Below are 23,761 nucleotides of genomic sequence, written 5' to 3' on the forward strand. Positions count from 1 at the left end.
TATCCGATTTCTGGGCTTCACGGTTGGCCGTGGTGCGGTCCGATGGGGAGCGTAGACAGGCGCCAGCCGTACCCGAGTGATCTGCCGGATGAGGCATGGCAGTTGATCCGCCCGGTCATCACGGCCTGGAAGGCGAGGCATCCCTCAGTCAGCGGGCATACAGGCCAGTACGAGATGCGGGAGATCGTCAACGCGATCCTGTACCAGGCCCGTACCGGCTGCCAGTGGCGCTACCTCCCGCACGACCTGCCGCCCAAGAGCACGGTGTACAGCGCACCCGCCGGACCCTCGCCCCGGTCGGTCTTCGCCTGCTTCACCCAGCCCCGCAGACCCTCGGGGCTCACACCCAGGTCCCGGGCGACCTCGGTCACAGTCTTGTCCGACGAGAGCGCCAACTCGACCGCGTCCCTCTTGAACTCGTCCGAGTACCGCTTGCTCGTATTGCTCTTCTTACTCACAGACCTGAACTGCTTCCTCCGGGACCATCCGTCCCAGTATCAACCTGTCCAGATCATCGGTGGAACTTCACCCAACCCCATCGACCCGACCGAAGACCAAGAGGAAGCCGCCGTCCCGCTGTCCCTGAACGAGATCCGCCGCATGTACGACCGCATCGTCCTGGCTCCCGCCCGCGCGGCCAGGACCTGGCTCGCCCTGCACTGGAACCGCTGGCGCCGCAGACATCAGACACGAGCCCGCATCAGCCACTACCACCGACGAGACCACTCACCGTGACAACACCGGCTGTAGTACCGGGCACCTTTCGCCGTGCGGCACCTCAAACCTTGATCAAATACCTTGCGGCCCAATCAGCCACTCGCATAGCATCCATGTGTCGGCACATCAAGCAAATGAAGCAATGAAGCCGACAAACGACCAAAAAACGAGGGGAAAAACTTGAAGACGCGCGCACGGGGCCTGATCGTCACTTCTGCAGCCGCTGCGACGACGCTGTTGGTCTTCGTCGGACAGGCGTCGGCCACGACCAAACTTGCAACGACTACCACTGCCAAGCGCACTTCTACAGCTCATAGCTACAAGAGCGGGCAACTGAGCATCGACGCTGCAGGGCAGGCGAGTTGCAAGAAGGGAAATCAGTTCACCGCGACGGCCACGTGGAGCCTCGGCAAGGTGACAAAGTCCAGTGCTTACATCAGGCAGCTCAGCGTGAAATACACGGCGCCTATCGCGGGTAAGAGCGTCAACGTCGGCCGCATAAACCTGGTGAACGGTAACAACAAGGTCGTCTACGGGACAGACGGCCGGTATGTCGTCCAAGTCAAGGGTGGCACGTCCACGACCCAAACTTACCCCATCAAGAAGACGGTGACCTTCAACAACAAGCAGATCCAATTTCGCCGCTACTTCGAGGTGAATACAACCGGGAGCGAGGCTCAATGGTGCGGCGGAACCGCCGAATTCGCCTTCCTCCTGAAGTCCAGGCCCTAACCTCAATACCGGTAACTTAGGGCTCGCAGAGCATTAACCCGTAGCTTCCCGCCGGTCGAGTCGTTGGCGTGGTATGGGCGCATCGGAGGAGCAACGGGCAGCTCTGGCAGCCAAGTTCGAGGCGATCTTCCCGCATCTCGACGAGCGGCAACGGCGTCTGCTGATAGGAGCGGAAGCCCGGTCGATCGGCCATGGCGGGATCAGGCTGGTCGCCCGGGCCGCCGGGGTGCGGGAGGCCACGGTGTCCCTGGGTGCGGATGAACTGGATTCCGGCGATGCCCCGTTGGGGCGGGTGCGCCGGGTGGGCGGAGGCCGCAAACGGACGGTCGATCTGGACCCGGGACTTCGTCCGGCGCTTCTGGCCCTGGTCGAGCCGGATGTGCGGGGTGATCCGATGTCGCCGTTGCGGTGGACGACGAAGTCCACCCGTCATCTGGCCGCCGAACTCACCCGCCAGGGCCACCGGATATCCGCTGACACCGTCGCCGACGTGCTGCGCGAGGAAGGCTTCAGCCTCCAGGGCAACGCCAAGACCATCGAAGGCCGGCAGCACCCCGACCGGGACAGCCAGTTCCGCTACATCAACGAGCAGGCCACGATCCATATCGACGCCGGGGACCCGGTGATCAGCGTCGATACGAAGAAGAAGGAAATCGTCGGGTCATACAGGAACGGCGGGCGCGAGTGGCGGCCCGCAGGCGACCCCGTGCAGGTCAGCACCCATGACTTCCCGGACAGAGAACTCGGGAAGGCCGTGCCCTACGGCATCTACGACCTGGCCACCAACACCGGCTGGGTCAGTGTCGGCACCGACCATGACACCGCCGCCTTCGCCGTCGAATCCATCCGCCGCTGGTGGAAGGGCCGCGGCAAGGAGGACTACCCGCAGGCCGGCCGACTGCTGATCACCGCCGATGCGGGCGGTTCCAACGGATACCGGACCCGCGCCTGGAAGGCCGAACTCGCCGCCCTCGCCCTGGAGACCGGCCTGAACATCACTGTCTGTCACTTCCCTCCCGGCACTTCGAAGTGGAACCGGATCGAGCACCGGCTGTTCTCCCACATCACCATGAACTGGCGCGGCAGGCCCCTGACCAGCCACGAGGTCATCGTGCAGTCCATCGCCGCGACCACCACTCGCACCGGCCTGAGAGTCCACGCGGAACTCGATACCACCGTCTATGAGACGGGGATCCGCATCGGTGACGGGCAGATGGAAGCCCTGCCCCTGACCCACCACGACTGGCACGGCGACTGGAACTACACCCTCCGCCCCGAGGCATACGCCCAGGTCAATGACGCCCCGGACCCCTTCGACCAGCCGAGCCCCGACCTCTCCTGGCTCTGCCACCCGGCCCTGACCGGGCTGCCCCCGCACGAGTGGGACTACCTCATCACCACGCTGACCACCCTCCACGAGGCCCAGCGCGAGACGCACCTGGACAAACGACGCGGCCACCGCCCACGCGCCAAGGGCGACGGCAACACCGGACGCCGCCCGATTCTCACCCTCGCCGACCGCCTCCTGGCCGCCGTCCTCCATTACCGCCACGGCCTACCCGAGATCGCTATCGCCGCCCTCTTCAGCGTCCGGCCCGAGACAATCAACCGGCGCCTGAGAGACATCCGGGAACTGCTGGCAACCGCAAGCCACGACCTCCACCCCGCCGAACACCAACTCGCCACACTGAACGACCTGTTCAATATGGCACGCGACGCAGGCATCACCACCCCAGAGATCAAGACTGCGAGTTAATGCTCTGCGAGCCCTTAGCCTCGAAGGGGTGTGTCAATTTAACGGCCCTGTCTCACTTTCGGTGGTGACGGAGAGTGCGGCTATCCGAGGAGGATGCGGTGGCGAAGTAGGGTGAAGCCTGCTCGTCCGTGCATCTGGCGCGCGATCCTCTTGGTCTTGGTATTGACGCCCTCGGTGGGGCCGTTGCTGTACGGAAGTGTGAGGGCGGCGTCTACGGCGTCGCGGTCTCGTTCCAGACCTCGGGCGAAGGCATGCAGGTGTGGCAGGTCGGCGCCGCGGACCTGGACGATCCAGCGCAAGAGCGCGTCGGCATTGTCGGCGTGAGAGGCAAGGAGCGGGGCGAAGTCCCTGATATTTGCGGCCAGTTGGGTCATCTCGGGGCAAGCGGCGGTGAGCTTGGCCAGAAGCTCTTGCTGCTCGGCCTTGAGCTTGTCGGGCGTGGTCGGCAGCATCCGGGCGAGCCGACGCGGGGAGATATGGCTGCGGTCGGCGTCCGCACGGCCTTGGTTGATGTACTTGTGCAGGAGGTTGAGGCAGCCCGTGAAGCCCAGGGACTTGATCTCTTCGAAGAGGTGCAGGACGGGGACGCCGGGGTCCTCAGCCCGGCGTTTTCGCAGGTGCTCGCGGTAGGGATCGACCAGGCTGGCACGGTACTTGGGGACGCGGAGCATGCGCTCGGGCCGGTCGGCTCGGGCATAGCGTTTGACGGTGTTCAGGGCCAGTTGCAGGCGGCGGGCGCATTCGAGTAGGCCCACGCCCTGGTCGAGCAGGCCATGGACCTGGTGCCAGCGTTCGAGGGTGGTCTGGGCGCGGGGGCCGTCGTAGATCGGCGCGTCCAGTACGGTGGCCCAGCAGCTGCTGTGTGCCTTCACCTCGCTCAGGGCGGCTTCACACAGGTTCTTCCACAAATGCCAGCGATCACCGACCTGCACTGCGTCAGGCAGGGCACGGCGGATGGCCTCGGCATAGGTCGCCGAGCCGTCACGGCATACGATCTCGATGCCCGGATGTTCGCGCAGCCACGCTTCCAGGGTGTCGGCCGTGCGGTCGGGCAGCACGTCGATCCGCTCATGGGTCGCGGCGTCGATGATCACGGTGGCATAGCGGTGGCGCCGGCGCAGAGCGAAGTCGTCGATGCCGATCACACGGGGCACCCGCCCGGTGGGCAACGGGATCCGCAGCAGGGTGCGTAGGACCGTGTGACGCGACAGGCTCACCGCGAGTATCGCCAGCAAACGCGCCCCGGCTCGGCCCACTAACTCCTTGACGACGGCCATGACTTGCCTCGTCAGACGGACCGTTTGCCGCTGGTATCGGTCCAACACTCCGGGTACCTGCTCGCGGAAGGTGTGGCAGCCGCGCGTGGGACACACCAGGCGTCGCACCCGCACACGGACCGCTACCCGTCGTTCGTCGACCGGTACGTCGGCCACCGTCCGCCAGTGATAGCCGTGCACGCGTTCCGACGAGGCCACGCAGACCGGGCAGACCGCAGTGTCCCGCGGAGTCCGTGCCCGCACCACGATCCGCTCACCTTCGTCGGCCACGTTCTCGATGACCAGCGGGGACAGGCCCGAGAACACCGTCTGCACGAGCTCGTTGACATCCTTCACAAGAATGCAACGACCCCTCACGACTTTCCGTCACCACCGAAAGTGAGACAGGGCCGTTGATTAGACACTCCCATTCCCGGCAAGCCCTTAGAGTCCCTCAGCTGGAGGACCGGAATCAGAGGCCGCCAGCTCCGCCTCGAATCCGTCCGTGTTCGCGATGTAGGCCGCGTAGTGATCCGGCCCGCCCGCGTGGGGATACCTCTCGGCGAAGAGCGGCGTCCAGCCGTTTGCAGGGGCTGCGCTCACCAGCGCGTCGACCTCGGTACGTGTTCCGGCGTGGAAGGCGAGGTGGTTGAGCCCCGCGCGCATCCGGTCGTGGTGGGTGCCGGTCATCGCCGGGGACTGCTCGACGACGAGATATGCCGACCCCTGGCGCCAGCTGCGGCCATGTGCCCACTCCTGGTACGGGTGATAGCCGAGTCGGGCAAGGAGCCAGCCCCACTCGCGAGCCGCACGCGGCAGGTCCGGGACCCACAGCTCGATGTGGTGAAACATCTCGGTCCCCCTGGCGGCGCGTTGATCGTACGAGCCCGGAAAAGCCAGCTCCCGGCACCATGTGAGGCGCCGGGAGCCGAAAACACGGGGAGGCGTCACACCGCGTGGACGACGTCCTTCTCCTCCGCGAAGTGGCACGCCGACTCATGGGCCGCCGGAGAGTCCGAGTCCTTGAAGCGCTCGGGGATCGCGAGCAGCGGCACCTCCTCCGCGCACCTGTCCTGCATCTTCCAGCAGCGGGTGCGGAACCGGCAGCCGGACGGCGGGTTGGCCGGTGACGGCACATCGCCGACCAGGATGATCCGCTCGCGGTGCTCACGGTCCTCCGGGTCCGGCACCGGAACCGCCGACAGCAGTGCCTGCGTGTAGGGGTGCGTCGGGTGGTCGTAGATCTGCTCGTCGGTGCCGATCTCGGCCATCTTCCCGAGGTACATCACGCCCACCCGGTCCGAGATGTGCCGGACGATCGACAGGTCGTGGGCGATGAAGATGTAGGAGAGGTTGAACTCGTCCTGCAGTCGCTCCATCAGGTTGATGACCTGGGCCTGGACGGAGACGTCCAGCGCCGAGACCGGCTCGTCGCAGATGATGATCTCGGGGTTGAGGGCCAGACCGCGGGCGATGCCGATGCGCTGGCGCTGACCGCCGGAGAACTGGTGCGGGTAGCGGTTGATGTACTCGGGGTTGAGGCCCACGACGTCCAGGAGTTCCTGGACCTTGCGGCGCCGGTCGCCCTTGGGCGCCACCTCGGGGTGGATGTCGTACGGTTCGCCGATGATGTCGCCCACCGTCATACGGGGGTTGAGCGAGGTGTACGGGTCCTGGAAGATCATCTGGATGTTTCGGCGGACCGCCTTGAGCGCCCGGCCGGACAGCTTGGTGATGTCCTGGCCCTTGTAGAAGACCTCGCCGGCCGTCGCCCGCTCCAGGTTCATCAGGAGCTTGGCCACCGTCGACTTGCCGCAGCCGGACTCGCCCACGATTCCCAGGGTCTCGCCCTGGTGGAGGTCGAAGGAGATGCCGTCGACGGCCATCACCGCGCCGATCTGACGCTTGATGACGATGCCCTGGGTCAGCGGGAAGTGCTTGACCAGGTTGCGCACCTGCAAGATCGGCTCGCCTCGGTCGACCGTTGCGTCCAGGGCGGCGACGGCCTCCTCCTCGGAGTGCACGTCGGCGATCTCCACCTCGGAGACGTTCGGCGTGGCGTCCTGCGGCTCGTCGTTCTTGCTGAGCTCAGCCATGGATCGTCTCCTTCCAGAAGTGGCACGCGGAGCCGCGGCCGATCAGTTCCGTACCGTCTTCCTCGGTGACCGGGACCAGCGCCGGCACCTCGGTACGGCAGATGTCCTGTGCCCTGCCGCAGCGTGGGTTGAAGGCGCAGCCGTCCGGTATCTGCTGCAGGTTGGGGGGCAGGCCCTTGATCGCGTAGAGCTCTTGGCCCTTCTGGTCCAGGCGCGGGATCGAGTCGAGCAGGCCTTGCGTGTAGGGGTGCGCGGGACGCTTGTACAGCTCGTGCACCGGGGCCTCCTCGACGATCCGGCCCGCGTACATCACGGCGATCTTGTCGGCCACGTCGGCGACCACACCCAGGTCGTGGGTGATGAGGATCAGGCCCATGTTGTACTCGCGCTGCAGCTCCGCGAGCAGATCCATCACCTGGGCCTGGACCGTCACGTCGAGGGCCGTGGTCGGCTCGTCGGCGATGATCAGGTCGGGCTCCAGGGCCAGCGCCATGGCGATCATGATGCGCTGGCGCATACCGCCGGAGAACTGGTGCGGGTAGTCGCCGACGCGCTGTCTGGCGGCCGGAATGCGCACCCTGTCCATCAGTTCGATGGCCTTGGTCTTGGCCTGCTTGCGGGACATGCCCTGGTGGGACCGGAACATCTCGCCGAGCTGGAAGCCGACGGAGAGCACCGGGTTGAGAGAGGACAGCGCGTCCTGGAAGATCATCGCCATCTTGGCGCCGCGCAGTTTTCGCCGTTCACTCTCCGACAGGCGCAGGATGTCCTGGCCCTGGAAGAAGACCTCACCCTTGGTGATCTTCCCGGGAGGGCTGTCCAGGATGCCCATGACGGCCTGCGCCGTCACGGACTTGCCGGAGCCCGACTCGCCCAGCACGGCGAGGGTCTCGCCCGAGTTCACGCTGTAGTTGACGCCGTTGACCGCCTTGGTCACGGAGTCGCGGACCTTGAACTCCACGTGCAGGTCGCGGACTTCGAGAAGCGGCGCGGTCCCGTCCGGTCCGGCGTTCGAGGGAGCCATCTCCAGGCTGGTCATGCCATCACCTTCGTCTTGCTTGCTCAGGGGGGTTCGGCTCATGGCTGCCCGTCACCGGAGCTTCGGGTCGAGTGCGTCACGCAGGCCGTTGCCCAGCAGGATGAAGCCCAGCGCGGTGATGACGATCGCAAGGCTCGGATACGTCCACATGTAGTCCTTGACCCCCATGAACCCGCGCCCCGCGGCGATCATGTTGCCCCACTCGGCGACCTCCGGGTCGACGCCGACGCCGAGGTACGACAGCGACGCCTCCGCGACGATCGCGATACCGACATTGCTGGTCCCGTACACCAGCACCGCTGTCAGCGAGTTGGGCAGGATGTGCTTGCGGATGATCCGGCTCTGGCTCGCGCCGAGGGCCTTCGCCGCGTGTACGAAGTCCATCTCGCGCACGGACAGGATCTGGCTGCGCAGCAGACGGGCGAAGATTGCCCACTGGAAGATGCCCAGCGAGAGCACGACGGGCAGCACGCCGCGGCCCATCAGAAGGATGATGACAATGGCGCCGATGAGCAGCGGGAAGGCGAAGAAGATGTCGGCTATGCGCATGATCACCGTGTCGACCCAGCGGCCGTAGTAGCCGGCCAGAGCGCCCAGCAGGACGCCGATGCTGAGGGCGACGAGGATCGAGGCAAGACCCACGATCACGGCGATTCGGCTGCCGTAGACGAGTCGGGACAGCTGGTCACGGCCGAGGGCGTCGGTACCCAGCCAGTGTCCGCTGCCCGGAGACTGCAGGGTGTTGGTCAAGTCCTGCCTGAGCGGGTCGTGCGGCGCGAGGAGCGGCGCGAAGATCGCGACGAGGAAGAGGACCACGATGATCGCGAGGCCCAGCACAGCCAGCTTGTTGGCGAAGAAGCGATGCCGGATGTCCGACCACTGGCTGACCCTGGCGACGCCTGGTTCCGCGTCCGGGCGCGCCGCGGCCGGACCGGCGGTCGCCGGCTCTTCCGTGCCCGAGACGAGTTCGGTCATGGTGTGACTCCTAGAAGGGGGACGGCGCTGCGGGTCAGGCAAGGCGGATACGCGGGTCGAGGGCGGCGTACAGCAGGTCGACGATCAGGTTCAGCAGGACGAAGACCGCCACTCCGATCGTCACCACCCCTACGATGATGGGGTTGTTGTTCTGCTGAATCGCCTGGATCAGCGCAAGACCGATGCCGTTCCAGTTGAAGATCGTCTCCGTGATGATCGCGCCGCCGAGCAGCGAGCCGAACGAGATGCCGAGGTAGGTGACCACCGGGATGATCGAGTTCCGCATGATGTGTCTGAGGAGCACCGTGCGCCGGGACAGGCCCTTCGCGATGGCCGTCTTGACGTAGTCGGCACGCAGCACTTCCAGCATTGTGCTGCGTGCGAGCTGGGCGACGAGGGCCGCGTCGATGATGGCGAGGGTGACGGCCGGCAGCACGATGCCCTTGATGTCGTCGCCCGCGATCAGCGGGAACCAGTCGAGCTCGATGACGAAGAGGCGCTGCATCATCATGCCGAGCACGATGGACGGCACGCCGATGGCCAGGGTCGTCAGGAAGGTCGCCGACACGTCCCAGATCGAATATCGGCGCATGGCGGCCAGCACGCCGACCGAAATGCCGATGATGATGTCGAGCACGGTGGCCGCAACCGCCAGTTTTGCCGTGTTCGCCAGCTTTGGAGCCAGGATCTCGGTGACCGGTCGGCCCTGCGTGTAGTCCGTGCCGAGGTCTCCGGTGACGAGCTTGCCGACGTAGGTGCCGTACTGGACGACCAGCGGCTTGTCGAGCCCGTACTGCTTGTGCAGTTGCGCGATGACGGCCGGATCGCGCGCCTTGTCGCTGCCCGCGATCTGGCCCACCGGGTCGCCGGGGAGCACGAACAGGCAAGCGAACAGAATCATCGTCGCGCCGAGCACGACGATGATCAACTGGCCCACCCTGCGGACCACATACCTTCCCATGACTGCCTCTCTACCTCACTGCCGCTGCCTCAGCAGCTCCCTCGCCCCGGATGTGGGGACTGGGGGCGGGAGGGTGGGTCACACCGCTCCCGACGGTCGTCGAGGGTCGTGGTGCCCGAGCGACTGCTCGGGCACCACGACCCCCGGTTGCCGGATTCCGCGCCGCGGCGGTGGCCCCGTTACTTCAAGCTGATCTCAGGGAGGGTCGGGTTCTCGTGGAAGTCCATCGCCATGCCGGTGAACTTCTTGGTGTTGGCGAGGCGGAGCTGGGTGCGGTTCCACAACGGGATCAGGGCCATGTCGTCCAGCGCGACCTTCTCGGCCTGCTTGTAAAGCGCGTTGCGACCGGCCTGGTCCGCGGTGGCACGAGCCTGGGCGACCAGGTCGTCGAACTTCTTGTTGCTGTAGCGCTCCCGGTTGTCACCGGTGACCTTGCCCGAGGAGTCCTTGTTGATGGACGCGGTGTCGAGCAGCGGGAACAGGAAGTTGTCCGGCGTCGGGTAGTCCGCGCCCCAGGCGAAGCGGTACAGGCCCGTCGCGTTCGGCTTCTGCTGGTCGGCGAGCAGCTCGGCGAAGGGCTTGCCCGTGCTCTTGACCTTCACGCCGAGAACGTCCTCGAGCTGCTGCTTGACGGCCTGGATCCACTCCTCGTGGCCCGACCCGGTGTTGTAGGCGAGCTCGATGGTGGTTCCCGCCGTCAGGCCGCCTTCCTTGGCGAGCTGCTTGGCCTTGGCCTTGTCCTGCTTGATGCAGGAGGCGCACAGGTCCTTCTGGTACGCGTCCTTGAAGGACGGCGGCAGGATGGTCGTCGACTTCGTCATCATGCCCTGGAAGACGCCCTTGATGATGGCGTCGCGGTCGATCGCGTAGGAGACCGCCTCGCGAGCCTTGGCGTTCTTCAGGGGACCGTTGTCGGTGATCGGGAGAAGATAGTTCATCCCGCTCGCGTCCATACTGATCCACTCGCCCTGCGCCTCGTACTTGGCCTTGGCGGCCGGAAGCTGCGGGGTGGGCATGCGGGCCCAGTCGTACTGGCCCGACTCGAAGCCCTGGTACTCGAGCGTCACACCGTTGTTGGCGTTGAGGATGTCGATCTGCACCTTGTCCAGGTGAGCCTTCGTCAGGCCGTAACTGTCGTTACGGACCAGCGTGATCGACTTGTTGTGCTCCCACTTGCCCTGCATCTTGAAGGGCCCGTTGCCGATGGGCGACTCGTTGTACGTCTTGTTCTTGGCGTCGCCCGCGGCCTTGGGGACGGGGCTGAACACGGTGTGCGAGGTCTTGATGTAGAACTCGAAGTCCGGTGCGGAGAGCTTCACCTGGAGGGTGTAAGGGTCCGGCGCACTGAGTCCGGTCATGGTCGTGGCCTTGCCGGCCTGCGCAGCGTCGAAGCCGTCGATGCCGGCCATGTGGTAGGCGACGTCGGACGCGGCCGTCTTCACCGCCACTCGGTTCCAGCCGCGGATGAACGCCGCGGCGTCGACCGGCTCGCCGTTCGTGAACTTGGTGCCCTTCTTGATGGTGAAGGTCCACGTCTTGCCGTCAGAGCTGACCTTCTTGGACGTGGCCAGGGCCGGGACCACCTGACCGTCAGCGGTGGGGTCGTACAGCCCCGTGAAGAGGTTGTCCGTGACGAGCGTGCCTTCGGACTCCTGAGCGTTGTACGGGTCGATGGCGACCGGCTCGGTGATGCCCATCCTGAAGGTGCCACCGGCTGAACCCTTGCCATTGCCGCTGCCGCTGTCGTCGTCACTGCTTCCACACGCAGTCGCAGCAAGGGCAATGACTATCGCACCCGCGACCCACTGGGCGCCTCTGGCACCACGCATTGCGGTTCCTCCTCATGAGTCCAATGGTTCATCGCAGGGAGGAGCACATGACACATCACCTTCATCGGTGCCTGAAATGGTCACGTGTCCCCCGCGCTCGTGAGTCGGCGCCAACTGCGACGCGTGACCCGTCGATCCGAGCTCTACGCGCCTAACTATCTGGCATGGACACCAGCCCGAACCACATCACAAAGGTCTCGGTTCGATCACACCTGGCGCCTACTTCTTCCAAAATCCGGACAAACGGTTTGCTGAAAGATCCCTGCGAAACGGACTTGTTACACGCCTATCGGTCTGAGCCGTCCGAATTCCGGACGCTTGACGTAGAAAAACACTTGCGCTGAAGGCGGCGTCGGCGCATGGGCGCCAACGGCCCGTCGGCGTCAGCCACTCACGGCGTCCGGCCATCTCATTTCGGCCAACCTGTCGACGCGTCAGGAGACCGTTCATACCGGGGCTCATAGGCCAGGCACAGGACGCTCCAGCCGCAGACTAGTGCGAATCAAGCCGTCCATGCGGTTGTCGAGCGAAAATGAAGGGTTTTCCCTGCATGCGCCTGTCCGTGCGGGGACTTTCTCCCGTCACAAAAGGCCGGGCACCCGTGAAACGGGTACCCGGCCTCGGCCGATTCGATTCGGTCAGCCGTGCTTGGCGCGGCTCGCGGCGCGGGCGCGCTCGCGGGCGTCCAGGTTCACCTTGCGGATACGGACGGACTCCGGGGTGACCTCCACGCACTCGTCGTCACGGCAGAACTCAAGGGACTGCTCCAGCGACAGCTTGCGCGGCGGGACGATCGACTCGGCCACGTCGGCGTTCGACGACCGCATGTTGGTGAGCTTCTTCTCCTTGGTGATGTTGACGTCCATGTCGTCGGAGCGGGAGTTCTCGCCGACGATCATGCCCTCGTACACCTCGGTGCCCGGGTCCACGAAGAGCACACCGCGCTCCTGGAGGTTCGTCATCGCGAACGCGGTGACGGCGCCGGAGCGGTCGGCGACCAGCGAGCCGTTGTTACGGGTCTGCAGCGGGCCGAACCAGGGCTCGAAGCCCTCGTGGATGGAGTGGCCGATACCCGTGCCGCGGGTCTGGGTCAGGAACTCGGTACGGAAGCCGATCAGACCGCGGGAGGGCACCACGAACTCCATGCGCACCCAGCCGGAGCCGTGGTTCGACATGTTGTCCATACGGCCCTTGCGCACACCCATGAGCTGGGTGACCGCGCCCATGTGCTCCTCGGGCACGTCGACCGTCATCCGCTCGACCGGCTCGTAGACCTTGCCGTCGATCTCCTTGGTGACGACCTGGGGCTTGCCGACCGTGAGCTCGTAGCCCTCGCGGCGCATCGTCTCGACCAGGATGGCCAGCGCCAGCTCACCGCGGCCCTGCACCTCCCAGGTGTCCGGGCGCTCGGTGTCCAGCACGCGCAGCGACACATTGCCGACCAGCTCGCGGTCCAGACGGTCCTTCACCTGGCGGGCGGTGACCTTGCGGTCCTTGACGGCCGCCTTCGCATCCGCGCCCTTGCCGGTGCCGCCGCGGCCGACCAGCGGGGAGGTGTTGGTGCCGATGGTCATCGAGATCGCCGGCTCGTCCACCGTGATCAGCGGCAGAGGGATCGGGTTCTCGGTGTCCGCCAGGGTCTCACCGATCATGATGTCCGGAATGCCCGCCACGGCGCAGATGTCACCCGGGCCCGCCTTCTCGGCCGGCTTGCGGGTGAGCGCCTCCGTCATCATCAGCTCGCTGATGCGGACGTTCGCGATCGAGCCGTCGCGCTTGATCCACGCCACCGTCTGGCCCTTGCGCAGCTCGCCGTGCTCCACGCGCAGCAGCGCGATACGGCCGAGGAAGTTGTCCGCGTCGAGGTTGGTGACATGCGCCTGGAGCGGGGCCTCGGGGTCGTAGGTCGGCGCCGGGATGTGCTCCAGGATCGTCGAGAAGAACGGCTCCAGGCTGGTGGAGTCCTGCGGGACCGTGCCGTTCTCCGGCTTGGTCAGCGAGGCGATGCCGTCACGGCCGCAGGCGTAGACGATCGGGAACTCGATCTGCTCCTCGTCCGCGTCGAGGTCGAGGAACAGGTCGTACGTCTCGTTGACGACGTCGTCGATACGGGCGTCGGGGCGGTCCGTCTTGTTGATGCACAGGATGACGGGCAGCCGGGCCTGGAGCGCCTTGCGCAGCACGAACCTGGTCTGCGGCAGCGGGCCCTCGGAGGCGTCGACGAGCAGCACCACGCCGTCCACCATCGACAGACCGCGCTCGACCTCGCCGCCGAAGTCGGCGTGGCCGGGGGTGTCGATGATGTTGATGGTGATCTGCTCCCCGCCGTCCTTGGGGTGGTAGTGCACCGCCGTGTTCTTGGCGAGGATCGTGATCCCCTTCTCACGCTCCAGGTCGTTCGAGTCCATGACACGGTCATCGACCTGCTCGAGCTGGTGGGCGGCGAAGGCGCCGGCCTGCTTCAGCATGCCGTCGACGATGGTGGTCTTGCCGTGGTCGACGTGAGCGACGATGGCGACGTTGCGGATGTCGTGACGCGTGTTGGACGCGGCCATGGTGAGGCGTTCTCCCGGAGTTCGCGGACGGCCCTGCGCTTCTGTCTCTGGTGCGCGGGCCCTGCCGGGCTGGACACGCCGCGGCCTTACCCCATGGTACGTGGCCGCTGCCGCTGGGGCTCGACCGGTCGGGGCGGGGGCGGTTTGTCTGGTGACCCCGGGTCGGTGCGGGCCCCGAGGGGGCGCTGCCCCCTGGACCCCCGGGTAGTACGCGGGCTGGGCCCTCGTCCGCTCCCGTCCCAGGGGGCTCCGCCCCCTGGACCCCCGGCCTATGCCCACCCACCACCCGACTCGGCAAGCTGGAAGGGCACCCAGACAACCAACCGAGACGGGCGGGCGGGTGGGAAACCCGGGGGCGGAGCCCCCGGGTCACACTGCGGGGTCCGGGGCGGAGCCCCGGGGGCGGGGGCTATGCAGCCAACCGAGAGGGGCGGGCGGGTGGGAGGCCGGGGCGCAGCCCCGAGGCAACACTCCGGGGCAGGGGGCGCAGCCCCGAGGCAACACTCCGGCAAAGCGGCGCAGCCCTACGCTGCCGGGGTCGGAGAGACCGTCGCTCCGGGCTTCAGGAAGCCCATGTCCTCGTAGACCGGCGTCTGGAAGCCGAACGCGCCGACGTTGAGCAGGGTCTTCCGGGTGGCTGTGAGCTGGGGGCGCTGGTAGAGGGGGATCGACGCGGCAGTGGCCCAGATCCGGGAGTCCGCCTTGCGGACCAGCGAGCGTTCCTCGTCCTCGTCCAGCGTGGAAACCGCCTGGTCGAAGAGCTGATCCACCTGGTCCGTGCCGACTCGCGTGTAGTTCTGCTCCACGTTCAGCGAGCCGTCCGCCGCCGGAACCGGCTTGGCGAAGATCGGGCGGGCGTCGGTGGCCGGGTAGGCGGTGGCGGGCCACGAGTACAGGGCGAGGTCGTAGTCACCCGCCGCGATGTGGTCCTTGAAGTAGCTCGCGTCCGGCACCTTGGTGATGTCCGTCCGGATGCCCACCTTGAGCAGCATCGAGGAGATCCGGTCCGCGACAGCCCGCAGACTCTCCGAGCCGGGGCCCGTAGGCAGCACGAAGCGGAGTGTCAGCGCCTTGCCGTCCTTGGCCAGACGGCCGGCCGCGGCACCTGCGGGGGCCGGGGTGCCCTTGGGGGCGTAGGCACCGGGGGCTCCGCCCTGCTGGAGGGGCCCGAGGTGCTGCTTGCCGTCCTGGGCGAGATGCCGTTCGCTCCCGCCGTCCTCCCGCTCCTGCTGCCGGCCCCCCGCCTCGTCGTGCCTCTCACCACGCGGTTTGTCGTCCTCGTCCGCACCCGTACGCGTGCCCTTCTCCTTGCCCTCCTTGCCCTTCTCGTCGTCGCCCGCGTCCTCGTCGGAGGACTTCTTCTTCGGCTTCGGGGAGCCCTCCGCCGTCTCACCGCTGCCGCCCGCCGCTTTGTCCGGCTTTGCCGCCTCCTTCACCGGTCCCCCCGGCACCCACCCCGCCGCGGCCAGCAGGGCCTGCGCCTGCGCGGTGTCCTGGTCGCCGAGGGCGCCGCTGTTGTCGGTGTAGGCGGGCTGGCCGGAGAGGGCGAGGTGGCTGCCGACGGGGACCGCGGGCAGGCCTAGGGGCTTCAGGACGAGCCGGGCCAGTTCGGTGCGGTCGAGGGTGCGGGCTACGGCGCGGCGGACGCGTTCGTCGGCGAGGGGGCCGCCGGAGCCGTTGAGGGCGAGCTGGGTGTAGGCCGGTTCGAGGGATCTGCGGACCTCGAAGGCGACAAGGGCACGCGCGGTCGTCGCGGTCGTGGCGGTCTTGGCCGCCCCCTGCTCCCCCGGGCCCTGGAGCGGCGTGCCCGTGCCGCGGGGGCGGTCGGCCACGGTGATGCGCTGGGCGTCGGCGGGGTCGATGTCGGCCACGTCGACGGTGCCGTCGGTGAGGGCGTCGACCCGGTCCTCGCGCGGTACGGCGTCCAGCACCAGCTTGGTGAGCTTCGCGGGGTGCCCCCACCAGCGCGGGTTGCGGACGAGGACGACCTCCTTGTCCTTGACGGCCACCTTCTGCACCTTGAACGGTCCCGCGCTCACCTTGAGCTTGCGCCGCGCTCCGTCGTTGAAGGCGTCCGGGGTGCCCATGACGTCCTTGGGGTACAGCGGGGAGAACAGCGAGCGCCAATCGGCGTAGGGCCTGCTGAAGGTGACCTTGACCTCCAGGTCGTTGTCACCGCGCTCGATCTTCTCGATGCGGTCGTACCCGGCGTTGCGCGCGGTCCAGTACGCGCTGTCCTTGCCGGACAGGGCGCGCCACTGCGCGGCGAAGTCGGCGGCGCCGATCTCACGGCCGTCGCTCCAGACGGCACGCTGGTCGAGCCGGTAGAGGACGACCTGCTTGGGGGCGGTGTCGACGACCTTCGCGGACTCCAGATAGTCGGCGTTGCGCACGGGGCGTCCGGCGGCGTCCGTCCGGTACATCGACGGCAGAGTGGCCTGGGCGACGCGGTTCGTGCCGGCGTCGGCGTCCGCCTGGAAGGCGTTCAGCGTCTCGGGTACGGCGTCCACGGCCCAGTGGAGCGTGCCGCCGTCGGCGACCAGGGCGCGGGCGGCGGGCAGGACGTCGGGGCCGGCCAGCGGCTTGGCCTCCGGCTCGTCCGAACTACAGCCGGAGAGGGCGGGCACCGCGAGCACTCCCGCGGTGAGGAAGGCGACCGAGCGCATGACCGCGCGCAGTCCGACGCCGTCGTGGGACATCTCTGGATACCTCCGGAAAGCCGCTGTCGTCCTACCGAGGAAGTGCGGTGCTGATGTGGTGCGGTATGTCGATCTCTCGATATGCCGAACCGATCAGATGTACGCGCCCACTGAAAGTGACCGGCTCCGCCAGCCGATGGCGACACGACGGCCGGGGGTGCGAAGCCCACCCGTGCGGCGCAACCGGAGCGCGTGCGGCAGCGTGTGCCGGCATGCACCGGCAGGCTCCGGGCAATCCGTGCGGGTGCCTTCACACCGCAGTGCGGGTGCCTTCACACCGCAGGGGGTGACGCTCGGCACTCGCAGGCGCATGAACGTTGCCGCCTGGGCCGTGGGCCGTGGAAGCGAGGTCACGTCATGTCCGTGAACGACGATCTGCCGTCGGTCCAGTGCCGCCTCGACGAGCTGTGCCGTTCCTTGGGGCGCCTGGAGCAGCGCCTCGGCGCGGGTCTCGAGATGCGCCGGGTCCGGGCCGACGCCGACCATCTGCACTGCTCCGGCCTCGGCCGTGGGCACGGATCCGCACCTTGATCCCCGCGTGCGGTGGCCGTCACGCGGGGTGCTGCTGGTTCTGGATGTACTGGCGTACGGCGGTCAGCGGTGGCCGGCCGCAGCTTCCGGCGAAGCAGGAGCCGGACCAGAAGTGCCCGCCCCGCAGATACCGGCGGGGCTCAGGGGGTACGGGCTGTATGCATGGACGTCATCTTCATACCCAACCGTCCCGATATGCCAGCCAGTCGGCCTCCTTGGCCGCAAAGTCGACATACAGGGCGACGCCGAAGCGTGCGCGGTCGGCGTCCGTGCGGGTCAGGCCCAGACGGACGCCTCGTACGGCGGCAGAGACGGTCTCTGCGTGGGCCCAGTGGTCGAAGTTGTTCTCCCTGTAAAAGGGCAGGCCCATGAGGAGGTCGGTGGACGCCGGGGTGACCTCCAGGGCGAGGGACGTCTGCTCGGCGACATAGCCGCCGTAGAGGCTCTGCAGGGGCTGCGCGGTGTCGTAGGACATGACGGCGATCTGGTCGACGCGGCGGGCCACTTGGCCGAAATACGCCTGCGACCACCACTTCGGATGTCCGGTGGTCGTGCCCCAGAAGGAGTGGAACGCGGGCAGCGGGTCGATCTGGTGCGCGGCGACCGAGAGCACGGCGCCGCGGGCGTGCGTGAGACGGCGCAAGCCGTCCAGGAGGGCCAGATAGTCGTGGTCGCCCGAGTGCAGGGGCTCCAGGTCGAAGTGGGCGCCCTGGAAGCCGGTGGCGAGGATCGCGCGGGTGGAGTCCAGGATTGCGGCACGGGTGGTGGCACGGGTCAGCCGCAGGCCATCGGGCGACTCCGTGGCCAGCTTGTCCCCGAGCCAGGCCTGGACGCGTACACCGGGCAGCTCACGGTGCACTGCCGCGATGAACCAGCGTGCCCTCGGGTAGTCGGACGTGGGCAGCGTGCCGTCGTGCTCCAGCGGGCCCGAGTGGACGTACAGGTCGCTGATTCCGGTGCCCTTGAGGCGTCGGGCGAGAGCCGTGACATCGGCGTCGGTCTTGCGCCCGTCCACCCAGGCATGGCCCAGCCAGATCGCGTCGCGGTGCCGAGTGCGGGTGCCGTCGGCGAGGTCGCCCATGTAGTTCAGGCGGAGCGCGAGTTCGGCGGCGAGGAGGGGGAGGAGCAGCACGAGGGCCAAGGCGAGGGCGCCACGGCGGACCAGGCGGGGCCAGCGGCGTCGGGGGTGAGCGATGCGGGCGGGGTCGGCGGCCGCGGCTTGGGGGGCGGTGCCGGCGTCGGCTCCCGGAGCGGGGCAGGGCTCGGGAGCGGAGTCGGTCTGTGAGCCGACCTCGAACTCGGCCGCGGCGTCCTTGTCGGGTCCGGCCCCGGCCACGGCCGCAGGGGCGATGTCGGTGCCGTGCCCCGCCTCGGGCCCCGCGGTGGTGTCCGTCTCTCCCTGCCTCCGTTCCGTCGCCTCCGTCCCGGTGAGGTTCGGGGTCTCTTTCTGTGGCTGGTTCATCCCCTGTTGTCCCTCCGTCAACGTCCTCCCCATACCGGACGCGCACCGCTCGCGGTGACGTCCGGTCGCCCATACGCTCCGAAATGTGACGTCTTCGCTGACCCGGAGTGCCCGGGGCCGGTCGCGGCGTGCCTCGGCCGCGCACATATCCGTGCGGGTGGCACACGGCGTGCTGGGCATCGCCGTCGGGCTCATGTGGCTGGTGGTGCCTTTGACGACGGTCGACGGCGCCGCCGCGGTTCCCGGCACCCCGGCCGGGCCCGCCGGAAGCGTGACCGTCGGGAGCGCCACCGCGTCGGCCTCGCAGCCGTCGGCGCGGGACGAGTCGTCCGACACGTCACTCGTGCTTCCCCTCGCCGTCGTGGTCGCCGCCGTTCTGTTCTCGGTTCTCGCGTACGTACGGCGCACCCGGCGCGCCCACAGCCGTACGACGCCCGCCACACCCGGTGTGGTGTCCGCGGAGCCGCCCGTGCCGTCGCTCACCGTGCTCGACGAGCAGGCTCTCACCGCCCTCGTCCAGGCGGACGACTGTGTGCGCACCAGCAGGGAGGAGCTCGGGTTCGCCACCGAAGTGGCCACCGAAGTCGCCGCGGACGCCGAGCCGTTCGCACGTGCCGTCCGGGACGCGGAGACAGAGCTGGCCGCCGCCTTCCGGATACGGCAGCGCTACGACACCGGCATCCCCGCCGACGAGCCGTCACGGCGGCACGCGCTCACCGGGATCGTGGGCCGCTGCGCGGAGGCGGGGCGGCGGCTGGACACCGTGGCCGTGGACTTCGACCGGCTGCGCGCACCCCGGCTGGCCGACGGCCGGGCGCTCCGGGCCGCCGAGGCGCGGTTCCGGGGACTGGCCGCGCGGATCGCCGCCGCCCCCGCCGCACTTACCGCAGCCGCCGCCCGCCATCCCGCCTCCGTGACTGCCTCGGCGACGTCCTCCGTCGCCGGGTACGTCGAACAGGCCAAGGACCGCCTGGTGTTCGCCACCCTGCACCTCAACCATGCCCACCAGGCCGCCGATACCGGCGACCTCGCCCGCGCCGCCCGCCAACTGCGCTCCGCCGAAGGGGCGGTGGCTAACGGCGAGATCCTCACCGGCGCCGTCGTCCGGCTCGCCGGTGAGCTGGGCGCGGCGGCGGCGCTGGTGCCGGCGTCGCTGACCGGGGCGGAGGCGGAGCTGGCGGGGCTGCGCGGCACCGCCGCCTCGGGGACCGGCGACGCGATCCGGCTGGCCCGCGCCGACGCCGCCCTGGCCGCCGTACGGGAGGAACTGGCGAGCGGACGGCCGTACGACCCTCTCGACGCCCTGCGGAGCGTCGTACGGGCGGTCACGCCCCTGATGACGGGGCGGCCCGGCAACGGCGTGCTGGGCGCCGCCGCCGCGCTCACCGCGCGCAGCGCGCTTGCCGGTGCGGAGGACTACGTCGCCACGCATCTGGCCGCGGTGGGCGGCGAGGCACGCACCCGGCTGGCGGAGGCCGCCCGGCTGGCCGGCGGGGACGACGTGAGCGCGCCGGACACCGCCGAGGCGCTGGCGCTGGCCCTGGCGGCGCGGGAGCTCGCCGAGCGGGACGTACGGGCGTACGGCGCCCCTCTGGAGGGCCCGGGCGGGCTCGGCGGGGCCGTCCTCGGCGGGGTGCTGCTCGGCGAGGAGCCCGACGGCGGACCGCCCCCGAGCTACGGCGGCCCGGACACCCGGCGCAGACGGCGGCTGCCCGTCAGCGACGACGGGCAGTGACGACGGACGGTGACGACTGCACCAGCGACGACGGCGGTGACGACCGCATCAGCGACGACGGCGGTGACGACCGCATCAGCGACGACGGCGGTGACGACCGCACCGCCAGTCACCCTGAGCCGCAGAGTCCCCCAGCCATCAGAACAGCCCGCGAGCGCCCCGGCCGTCAGAACAGGCTGAGCAGCGCCTCCGCCGGGTCGGTCAGCCCGTTCTCGCCGTCCGGGAGCGGGAGTTCGAACCAGACCGTCTTGCCGCGGGGCGTCCGCCGCGAGCCCCAGGCCGCGCTCAGCAGACCCACCAACTGGAGTCCGCGGCCGCCCTCGTCGGTGTCACGGGCCCGGCGGCGACGCGGCTGGACCAGGCCGGAGTCCCAGACCTCGCACACCAGGGTGCGGTCGAGGAGGAGACGCAGACGTATGTCGCCCTCGCCGTACCGCAGGGCGTTGGTGACCAGCTCGCTGACAAGCAACTCCGTGGTGTCGACGAGGGGTTCGAGGTCCCAGCTGAGCAGTTGCCCGCGCGCGTACTCCCGGGCGCGGCCCACGCTGCGCGGCTCGCGCGGCAGCGTCCAGTCGCCGACGGACTCGGCGGGCAGGCCCTGGACGCGGGCCATCAGCAGGGCGATGTCGTCCTCGCCGTGGTGGGTGTCGAGGGTGTTGAGGACGTGGTCGCAGACGTCCTCCAGCGGCCGTGAGGGGTCGGTGAGCGCGCCCACGAACGCCTGGAGGCCCTCGTCGAGCGGGTGGTCGCGTGATTCGACCAGTCCATCCGTGTAGAGCGCGAGAAGGGCGCCTTCCGGGAGTTCGACGTCGACCTCCTCGAAGGGCTCGCCGCCGACGCCGAGCGGCATCCCGGGCGGCACGTCGAGCATCAGCGCGGCCTCGCCGGGTTCGACCAGCACCGGCGGCAGATGGCCTGCGTTGGCGAAGGTGATGCGCCGGGTCACCGAGTCGTAGACGGCGTAGACGCAGGTCGCCAGGTACACCTCGGAGAGGTCGGCGTCGCGGGGCTGGCGGGCGGTGCGGGTGGCCTGCTGGATGCCGCCGGGGGTGCCGAGACCGCGGGCGATCTCGTCCAATGCGCCCAGCACCTCGGCCGGTTCGAGGTCGAGCAGGGCCAGCGTGCGGACGGCGGTGCGGAGTTCGCCCATCGCGACGGCCGCGCGCAGTCCGCGCCCCATGACGTCGCCGACGACCAACGCGGTCCGGTGGCCGGGCAGTTCGATGACGTCGAACCAGTCGCCGCCGACCTCGGTGGCGGCGTTGCCGGGCAGATAGCGGCAGGCGATGTCCAGGCCGGAGGCCTCCGGGTCGCCGGGCGGCAGCAGGGAGCGCTGGAGCATCAGCGCACGTTCGTGCTCGCGCCGGTACAGCCGGGCGTTGTCGATGGACACGGCCGCGCGCGCCGCCAGTTCCACGGCGAGGTCCCGGTCCCGGTCGCCGAACGGCTCACTGCCCTTGGTCCGGGCGAACTGCACCAGTCCTACGACGGTGTCGTGCGCGACCATCGGCACGGCGAGCGTGGACTGGACGAGGCCGCCCTCCACACCGGGCACGCTCTGCGGGCGGGCGGTGCGCAGGGCGTCCGCGCAGGGCGAGATGAAGGGGTAGTGGTGGACCGCGCCCACCGCGACGGGCGGCCCGCCGCCGACGATCGGCGTGTCGGAGACGGCGCTGGCGAAGGCGACACGGCGCAGTTCCGCGCTGCCGTCGGTGAGGCCGGGCGGGGTCTCGTCGCCGGACAGCAGACCCTGGTAGAGGTCGACCGTGGCCAGGTCGCAGAAGCCGGGCACGACCACGTCGAGGAGTTCGCGGGCGGTGGTCTCCAGGTCGAGGGAGTTGCCGATCCGGGCACCGGCCTCGTTGAGCAGGGCGAGGTTGCGGCGGGCGGAGGCCGCCTCGCGGGCGGCGGCGCGGCGGGCGGTGATGTCGGTGCCCAGCCAGGCGATACCGATGGGGCGGCCGCTGCCGCTCTTGACGCGGTAGAGGTTGATGGACCAGTGGCGGCGTTCCTCCGAGCCCGGCACGAAGCCTGTGACATGCAAGTCCGTGATGGCGTCGCCGGTCTCCAGGACCCGCCGCAGGGTGGCCGCGACGCGTTCCGCCTCGCCGCGCTGCAGATAGTCGTGGACATCCCTGCCGCGGTGCTCGTCGGGGTGGCCGCCGAAGATCGAGGCGAACCGATGATTGGCGCGGCGGACCCGCAACTCGGTGTCGATCAGCAGAAAACCGAAGGGAGATTGTCCGAAAATCGCCTGCGAAGCGGCAAGATCCGTCTCGATGCTGCGCAACGTCCGTACATCGACGACGATGCAGACTGCGGCCTTGTCACCGTCCGCAGTGCGCGTCGGCATCACATAGACCTCGGCGAGCCCGTCCTCCCCGCCCGCTCCGTCGGCCCCTGAGGGGATCCGGAAGGGCACCACACCGGTCCACTCCCGCCCGTCGAGGATCTCGGCCATCTTGAGCTGCCCGCGCTCGCGCAGGTCGGGGTCGACGAACGCCTCGATGGGGTCCATACCGGCGGCACGCTCGGCGGGGATGCCGAAGATCTGCTCGGCGCGCAGGCTCCACTGGTCGACCAGTCCGTCGGAACCGATGGAGAAGGAGGCGACCTTGATGTAGTCGTAGATCGAACCGGGCGGACTGGACTGCCACACGGTGTCACCGGGGCGGAAGGCGCCGTGACCGGCGTGCGGAGCACCGGCACCTTGGCGGGGCACGCCGGGACCGGGGTGCCCGGTACCGGCCCGGGAACGGGCGGGGTCGGCCCCGGAACGGGTGGCGTCAGCGCCAGACCGAGCGTTGCCGGAACCGGGACGGGCGGCCTCGGCACCGGGGCGCGGCGCGGAATCGCCGGAGTGTGCGGCGGTATCGGCGACGGGACGCACGGCGGCATCACCGGACCGCCCGGCGCCATCGCCCGTACGACCAGCCGCATCACCGGGATGCTCGGAGGCATCGCCCGTACGACCAGCGGCATCACCGGACCACCCGGCGCCATCCCCGGTACGGCCGACGGCATCACCAGGACGCCCGGAGGCATCGCCGGACCGCGCGGCGGCGTCACCAGAGCGCCCGGCGGCGTCGCCGGGACGCGCGTCGGCGTCGGCGCGGTGCGCGCCGCCGAACGCGGCCGCACTCCTCGCGCCGCCCGACGGGTCCTCGGACCCCGTCGCCTTCGCTGGTATCTCGCTCACGCGAACCGTCCCCTCCAGCTCACCGCGTCCGGTACCGGTCACCGGCAGCGGCTGCCCGCAGTATCCAGCACTACGGGGCCCTACAACACGGTGTTCACGATCACAGCACGGTCCCGTCGGTTTTCGGTCCGTGCTGCGGAAACACTTCCAGTCTTCTAACCAGGGGACACGCAGTCGAATCACACCCGCCGACAACCGCCACCCCGCGCGGGGGCCGCG

Annotated in this window: 16 protein-coding genes and 2 pseudogenes; 6 read left to right on the forward strand and 12 right to left on the reverse strand. The window is 68.9% G+C overall.

The features are described from left to right. Positions 1–42: 42 nt before the first annotated feature. From ACSYGN_RS14095 to ACSYGN_RS14105, 3 genes and pseudogenes are all read left to right on the forward strand, one after another. Positions 43–277: pseudogene (locus ACSYGN_RS14095) on the forward strand (transposase); the annotation flags it as partial. Between the two features lie 620 nt (positions 278–897). Continuing rightward, entirely contained in the window at positions 898–1,449 is a 552-nt protein-coding gene (locus ACSYGN_RS14100) for a hypothetical protein (RefSeq protein WP_460395455.1), read from the forward strand. 73 nt (positions 1,450–1,522) lie between these two features. Further along, entirely contained in the window at positions 1,523–3,205 is a 1,683-nt protein-coding gene (locus ACSYGN_RS14105; RefSeq protein WP_460395457.1) for an ISAzo13 family transposase, read from the forward strand. 80 nt (positions 3,206–3,285) lie between these two features. Here the strand turns inward: ACSYGN_RS14105 and ACSYGN_RS14110 are convergent, their stop codons facing one another. The 9 genes from ACSYGN_RS14110 to ACSYGN_RS14150 all read right to left on the reverse strand — a co-directional run bounded on the left by ACSYGN_RS14110 (position 3,286) and on the right by ACSYGN_RS14150 (position 16,615). After that, positions 3,286–4,818 (reverse strand): ISL3 family transposase, encoded by a 1,533-nt coding sequence (locus ACSYGN_RS14110; RefSeq protein ID WP_460395459.1) that lies wholly within the window; start codon positions 4,816–4,818, stop codon positions 3,286–3,288. 87 nt (positions 4,819–4,905) lie between these two features. After that, a complete protein-coding gene (locus tag ACSYGN_RS14115; RefSeq protein ID WP_460395461.1) occupies positions 4,906–5,313 on the reverse strand; it encodes a VOC family protein in 408 nt (135 codons plus the stop codon). 95 nt (positions 5,314–5,408) lie between these two features. Next, complete coding sequence (locus tag ACSYGN_RS14120) at positions 5,409–6,557, reverse strand: ABC transporter ATP-binding protein (RefSeq protein ID WP_460395463.1); 1,149 nt, start codon at positions 6,555–6,557, stop codon at positions 5,409–5,411. Continuing rightward, positions 6,550–7,596: an ABC transporter ATP-binding protein gene (locus tag ACSYGN_RS14125; protein ID WP_460395465.1), complete on the reverse strand. Its 1,047-nt coding sequence runs from the start codon at positions 7,594–7,596 to the stop codon at positions 6,550–6,552. The genes ACSYGN_RS14120 and ACSYGN_RS14125 overlap by 8 nt, the downstream gene beginning before the upstream one ends. A gap of 51 nt (positions 7,597–7,647) precedes the next feature. Beyond that, positions 7,648–8,571 carry an ABC transporter permease gene (locus tag ACSYGN_RS14130; protein ID WP_460395467.1) on the reverse strand — a complete coding sequence of 308 codons (924 nt, stop codon included), beginning with the start codon at positions 8,569–8,571 and terminating at the stop codon, positions 7,648–7,650. Positions 8,572–8,605: 34 nt separating this feature from the next. Next, a complete protein-coding gene (locus ACSYGN_RS14135; RefSeq protein ID WP_460395469.1) occupies positions 8,606–9,532 on the reverse strand; it encodes an ABC transporter permease in 927 nt (308 codons plus the stop codon). Positions 9,533–9,711: 179 nt separating this feature from the next. Next, positions 9,712–11,361, reverse strand: coding sequence for a peptide ABC transporter substrate-binding protein (locus tag ACSYGN_RS14140; protein WP_460395471.1), 1,650 nt, complete (start codon positions 11,359–11,361; stop codon positions 9,712–9,714). A gap of 638 nt (positions 11,362–11,999) precedes the next feature. Further along, a complete protein-coding gene (gene typA, locus ACSYGN_RS14145; protein ID WP_460395472.1) occupies positions 12,000–13,916 on the reverse strand; it encodes a translational GTPase TypA in 1,917 nt (638 codons plus the stop codon). 524 nt (positions 13,917–14,440) lie between these two features. Next, a complete protein-coding gene (locus ACSYGN_RS14150) occupies positions 14,441–16,615 on the reverse strand; it encodes an ABC transporter family substrate-binding protein (RefSeq protein ID WP_460395474.1) in 2,175 nt (724 codons plus the stop codon). A 357-nt stretch (positions 16,616–16,972) separates the two neighbouring features. Here ACSYGN_RS14150 and ACSYGN_RS14155 point away from each other — a divergent pair, with 357 nt between their 5' ends. Continuing rightward, a complete protein-coding gene (locus tag ACSYGN_RS14155) occupies positions 16,973–17,146 on the forward strand; it encodes a hypothetical protein (protein ID WP_460395476.1) in 174 nt (57 codons plus the stop codon). Between the two features lie 19 nt (positions 17,147–17,165). On the opposite strand, the pseudogene ACSYGN_RS14160 reads toward ACSYGN_RS14155, so the two are convergent. Both ACSYGN_RS14160 and ACSYGN_RS14165 read right to left on the reverse strand, forming a co-directional pair. Further along, a pseudogene (locus ACSYGN_RS14160) lies at positions 17,166–17,282 on the reverse strand (transposase); the annotation flags it as partial. Positions 17,283–17,321: 39 nt separating this feature from the next. Then, positions 17,322–18,608: a glycoside hydrolase family 18 protein gene (locus ACSYGN_RS14165; protein WP_460395478.1), complete on the reverse strand. Its 1,287-nt coding sequence runs from the start codon at positions 18,606–18,608 to the stop codon at positions 17,322–17,324. An 85-nt stretch (positions 18,609–18,693) separates the two neighbouring features. Between ACSYGN_RS14165 and ACSYGN_RS14170 the strand changes: the two genes are divergently transcribed. After that, a complete protein-coding gene (locus tag ACSYGN_RS14170; RefSeq protein ID WP_460395481.1) occupies positions 18,694–20,343 on the forward strand; it encodes a hypothetical protein in 1,650 nt (549 codons plus the stop codon). 166 nt (positions 20,344–20,509) lie between these two features. Here ACSYGN_RS14170 and ACSYGN_RS14175 read toward each other — a convergent pair whose 3' ends face one another. Continuing rightward, positions 20,510–23,065, reverse strand: a complete 2,556-nt coding sequence (locus ACSYGN_RS14175; protein ID WP_460395483.1) for a SpoIIE family protein phosphatase — start codon at positions 23,063–23,065, stop codon at positions 20,510–20,512. On the opposite strand from ACSYGN_RS14175, the gene ACSYGN_RS14180 reads away from it, so the two are divergent. Then, complete coding sequence (locus tag ACSYGN_RS14180; protein ID WP_460395485.1) at positions 23,027–23,701, forward strand: hypothetical protein; 675 nt, start codon at positions 23,027–23,029, stop codon at positions 23,699–23,701. The two genes, ACSYGN_RS14175 and ACSYGN_RS14180, sit on opposite strands and share 39 nt — an antisense overlap. Positions 23,702–23,761: the final 60 nt, after the last annotated feature.

It is taken from the genome of Streptomyces sp. YIM S03343 (assembly GCF_054729195.1).

Coding starts and splice junctions, on each gene's coding strand:
- ACSYGN_RS14105 (WP_460395457.1), top strand. CDS start 1,523: ATGGGCGCATCGGAGGAGCAACGGGCAGCTCTGGCAGCCAAGTTCGAG.
- ACSYGN_RS14115 (WP_460395461.1), bottom strand. CDS start 5,313: ATGTTTCACCACATCGAGCTGTGGGTCCCGGACCTGCCGCGTGCGGCT.
- ACSYGN_RS14120 (WP_460395463.1), bottom strand. CDS start 6,557: ATGGCTGAGCTCAGCAAGAACGACGAGCCGCAGGACGCCACGCCGAAC.
- ACSYGN_RS14125 (WP_460395465.1), bottom strand. CDS start 7,596: ATGACCAGCCTGGAGATGGCTCCCTCGAACGCCGGACCGGACGGGACC.
- ACSYGN_RS14130 (WP_460395467.1), bottom strand. CDS start 8,571: ATGACCGAACTCGTCTCGGGCACGGAAGAGCCGGCGACCGCCGGTCCG.
- ACSYGN_RS14135 (WP_460395469.1), bottom strand. CDS start 9,532: ATGGGAAGGTATGTGGTCCGCAGGGTGGGCCAGTTGATCATCGTCGTG.
- ACSYGN_RS14140 (WP_460395471.1), bottom strand. CDS start 11,361: ATGCGTGGTGCCAGAGGCGCCCAGTGGGTCGCGGGTGCGATAGTCATT.
- typA (WP_460395472.1), bottom strand. CDS start 13,916: ATGGCCGCGTCCAACACGCGTCACGACATCCGCAACGTCGCCATCGTC.
- ACSYGN_RS14150 (WP_460395474.1), bottom strand. CDS start 16,615: ATGTCCCACGACGGCGTCGGACTGCGCGCGGTCATGCGCTCGGTCGCC.
- ACSYGN_RS14155 (WP_460395476.1), top strand. CDS start 16,973: ATGTCCGTGAACGACGATCTGCCGTCGGTCCAGTGCCGCCTCGACGAG.
- ACSYGN_RS14165 (WP_460395478.1), bottom strand. CDS start 18,608: ATGAACCAGCCACAGAAAGAGACCCCGAACCTCACCGGGACGGAGGCG.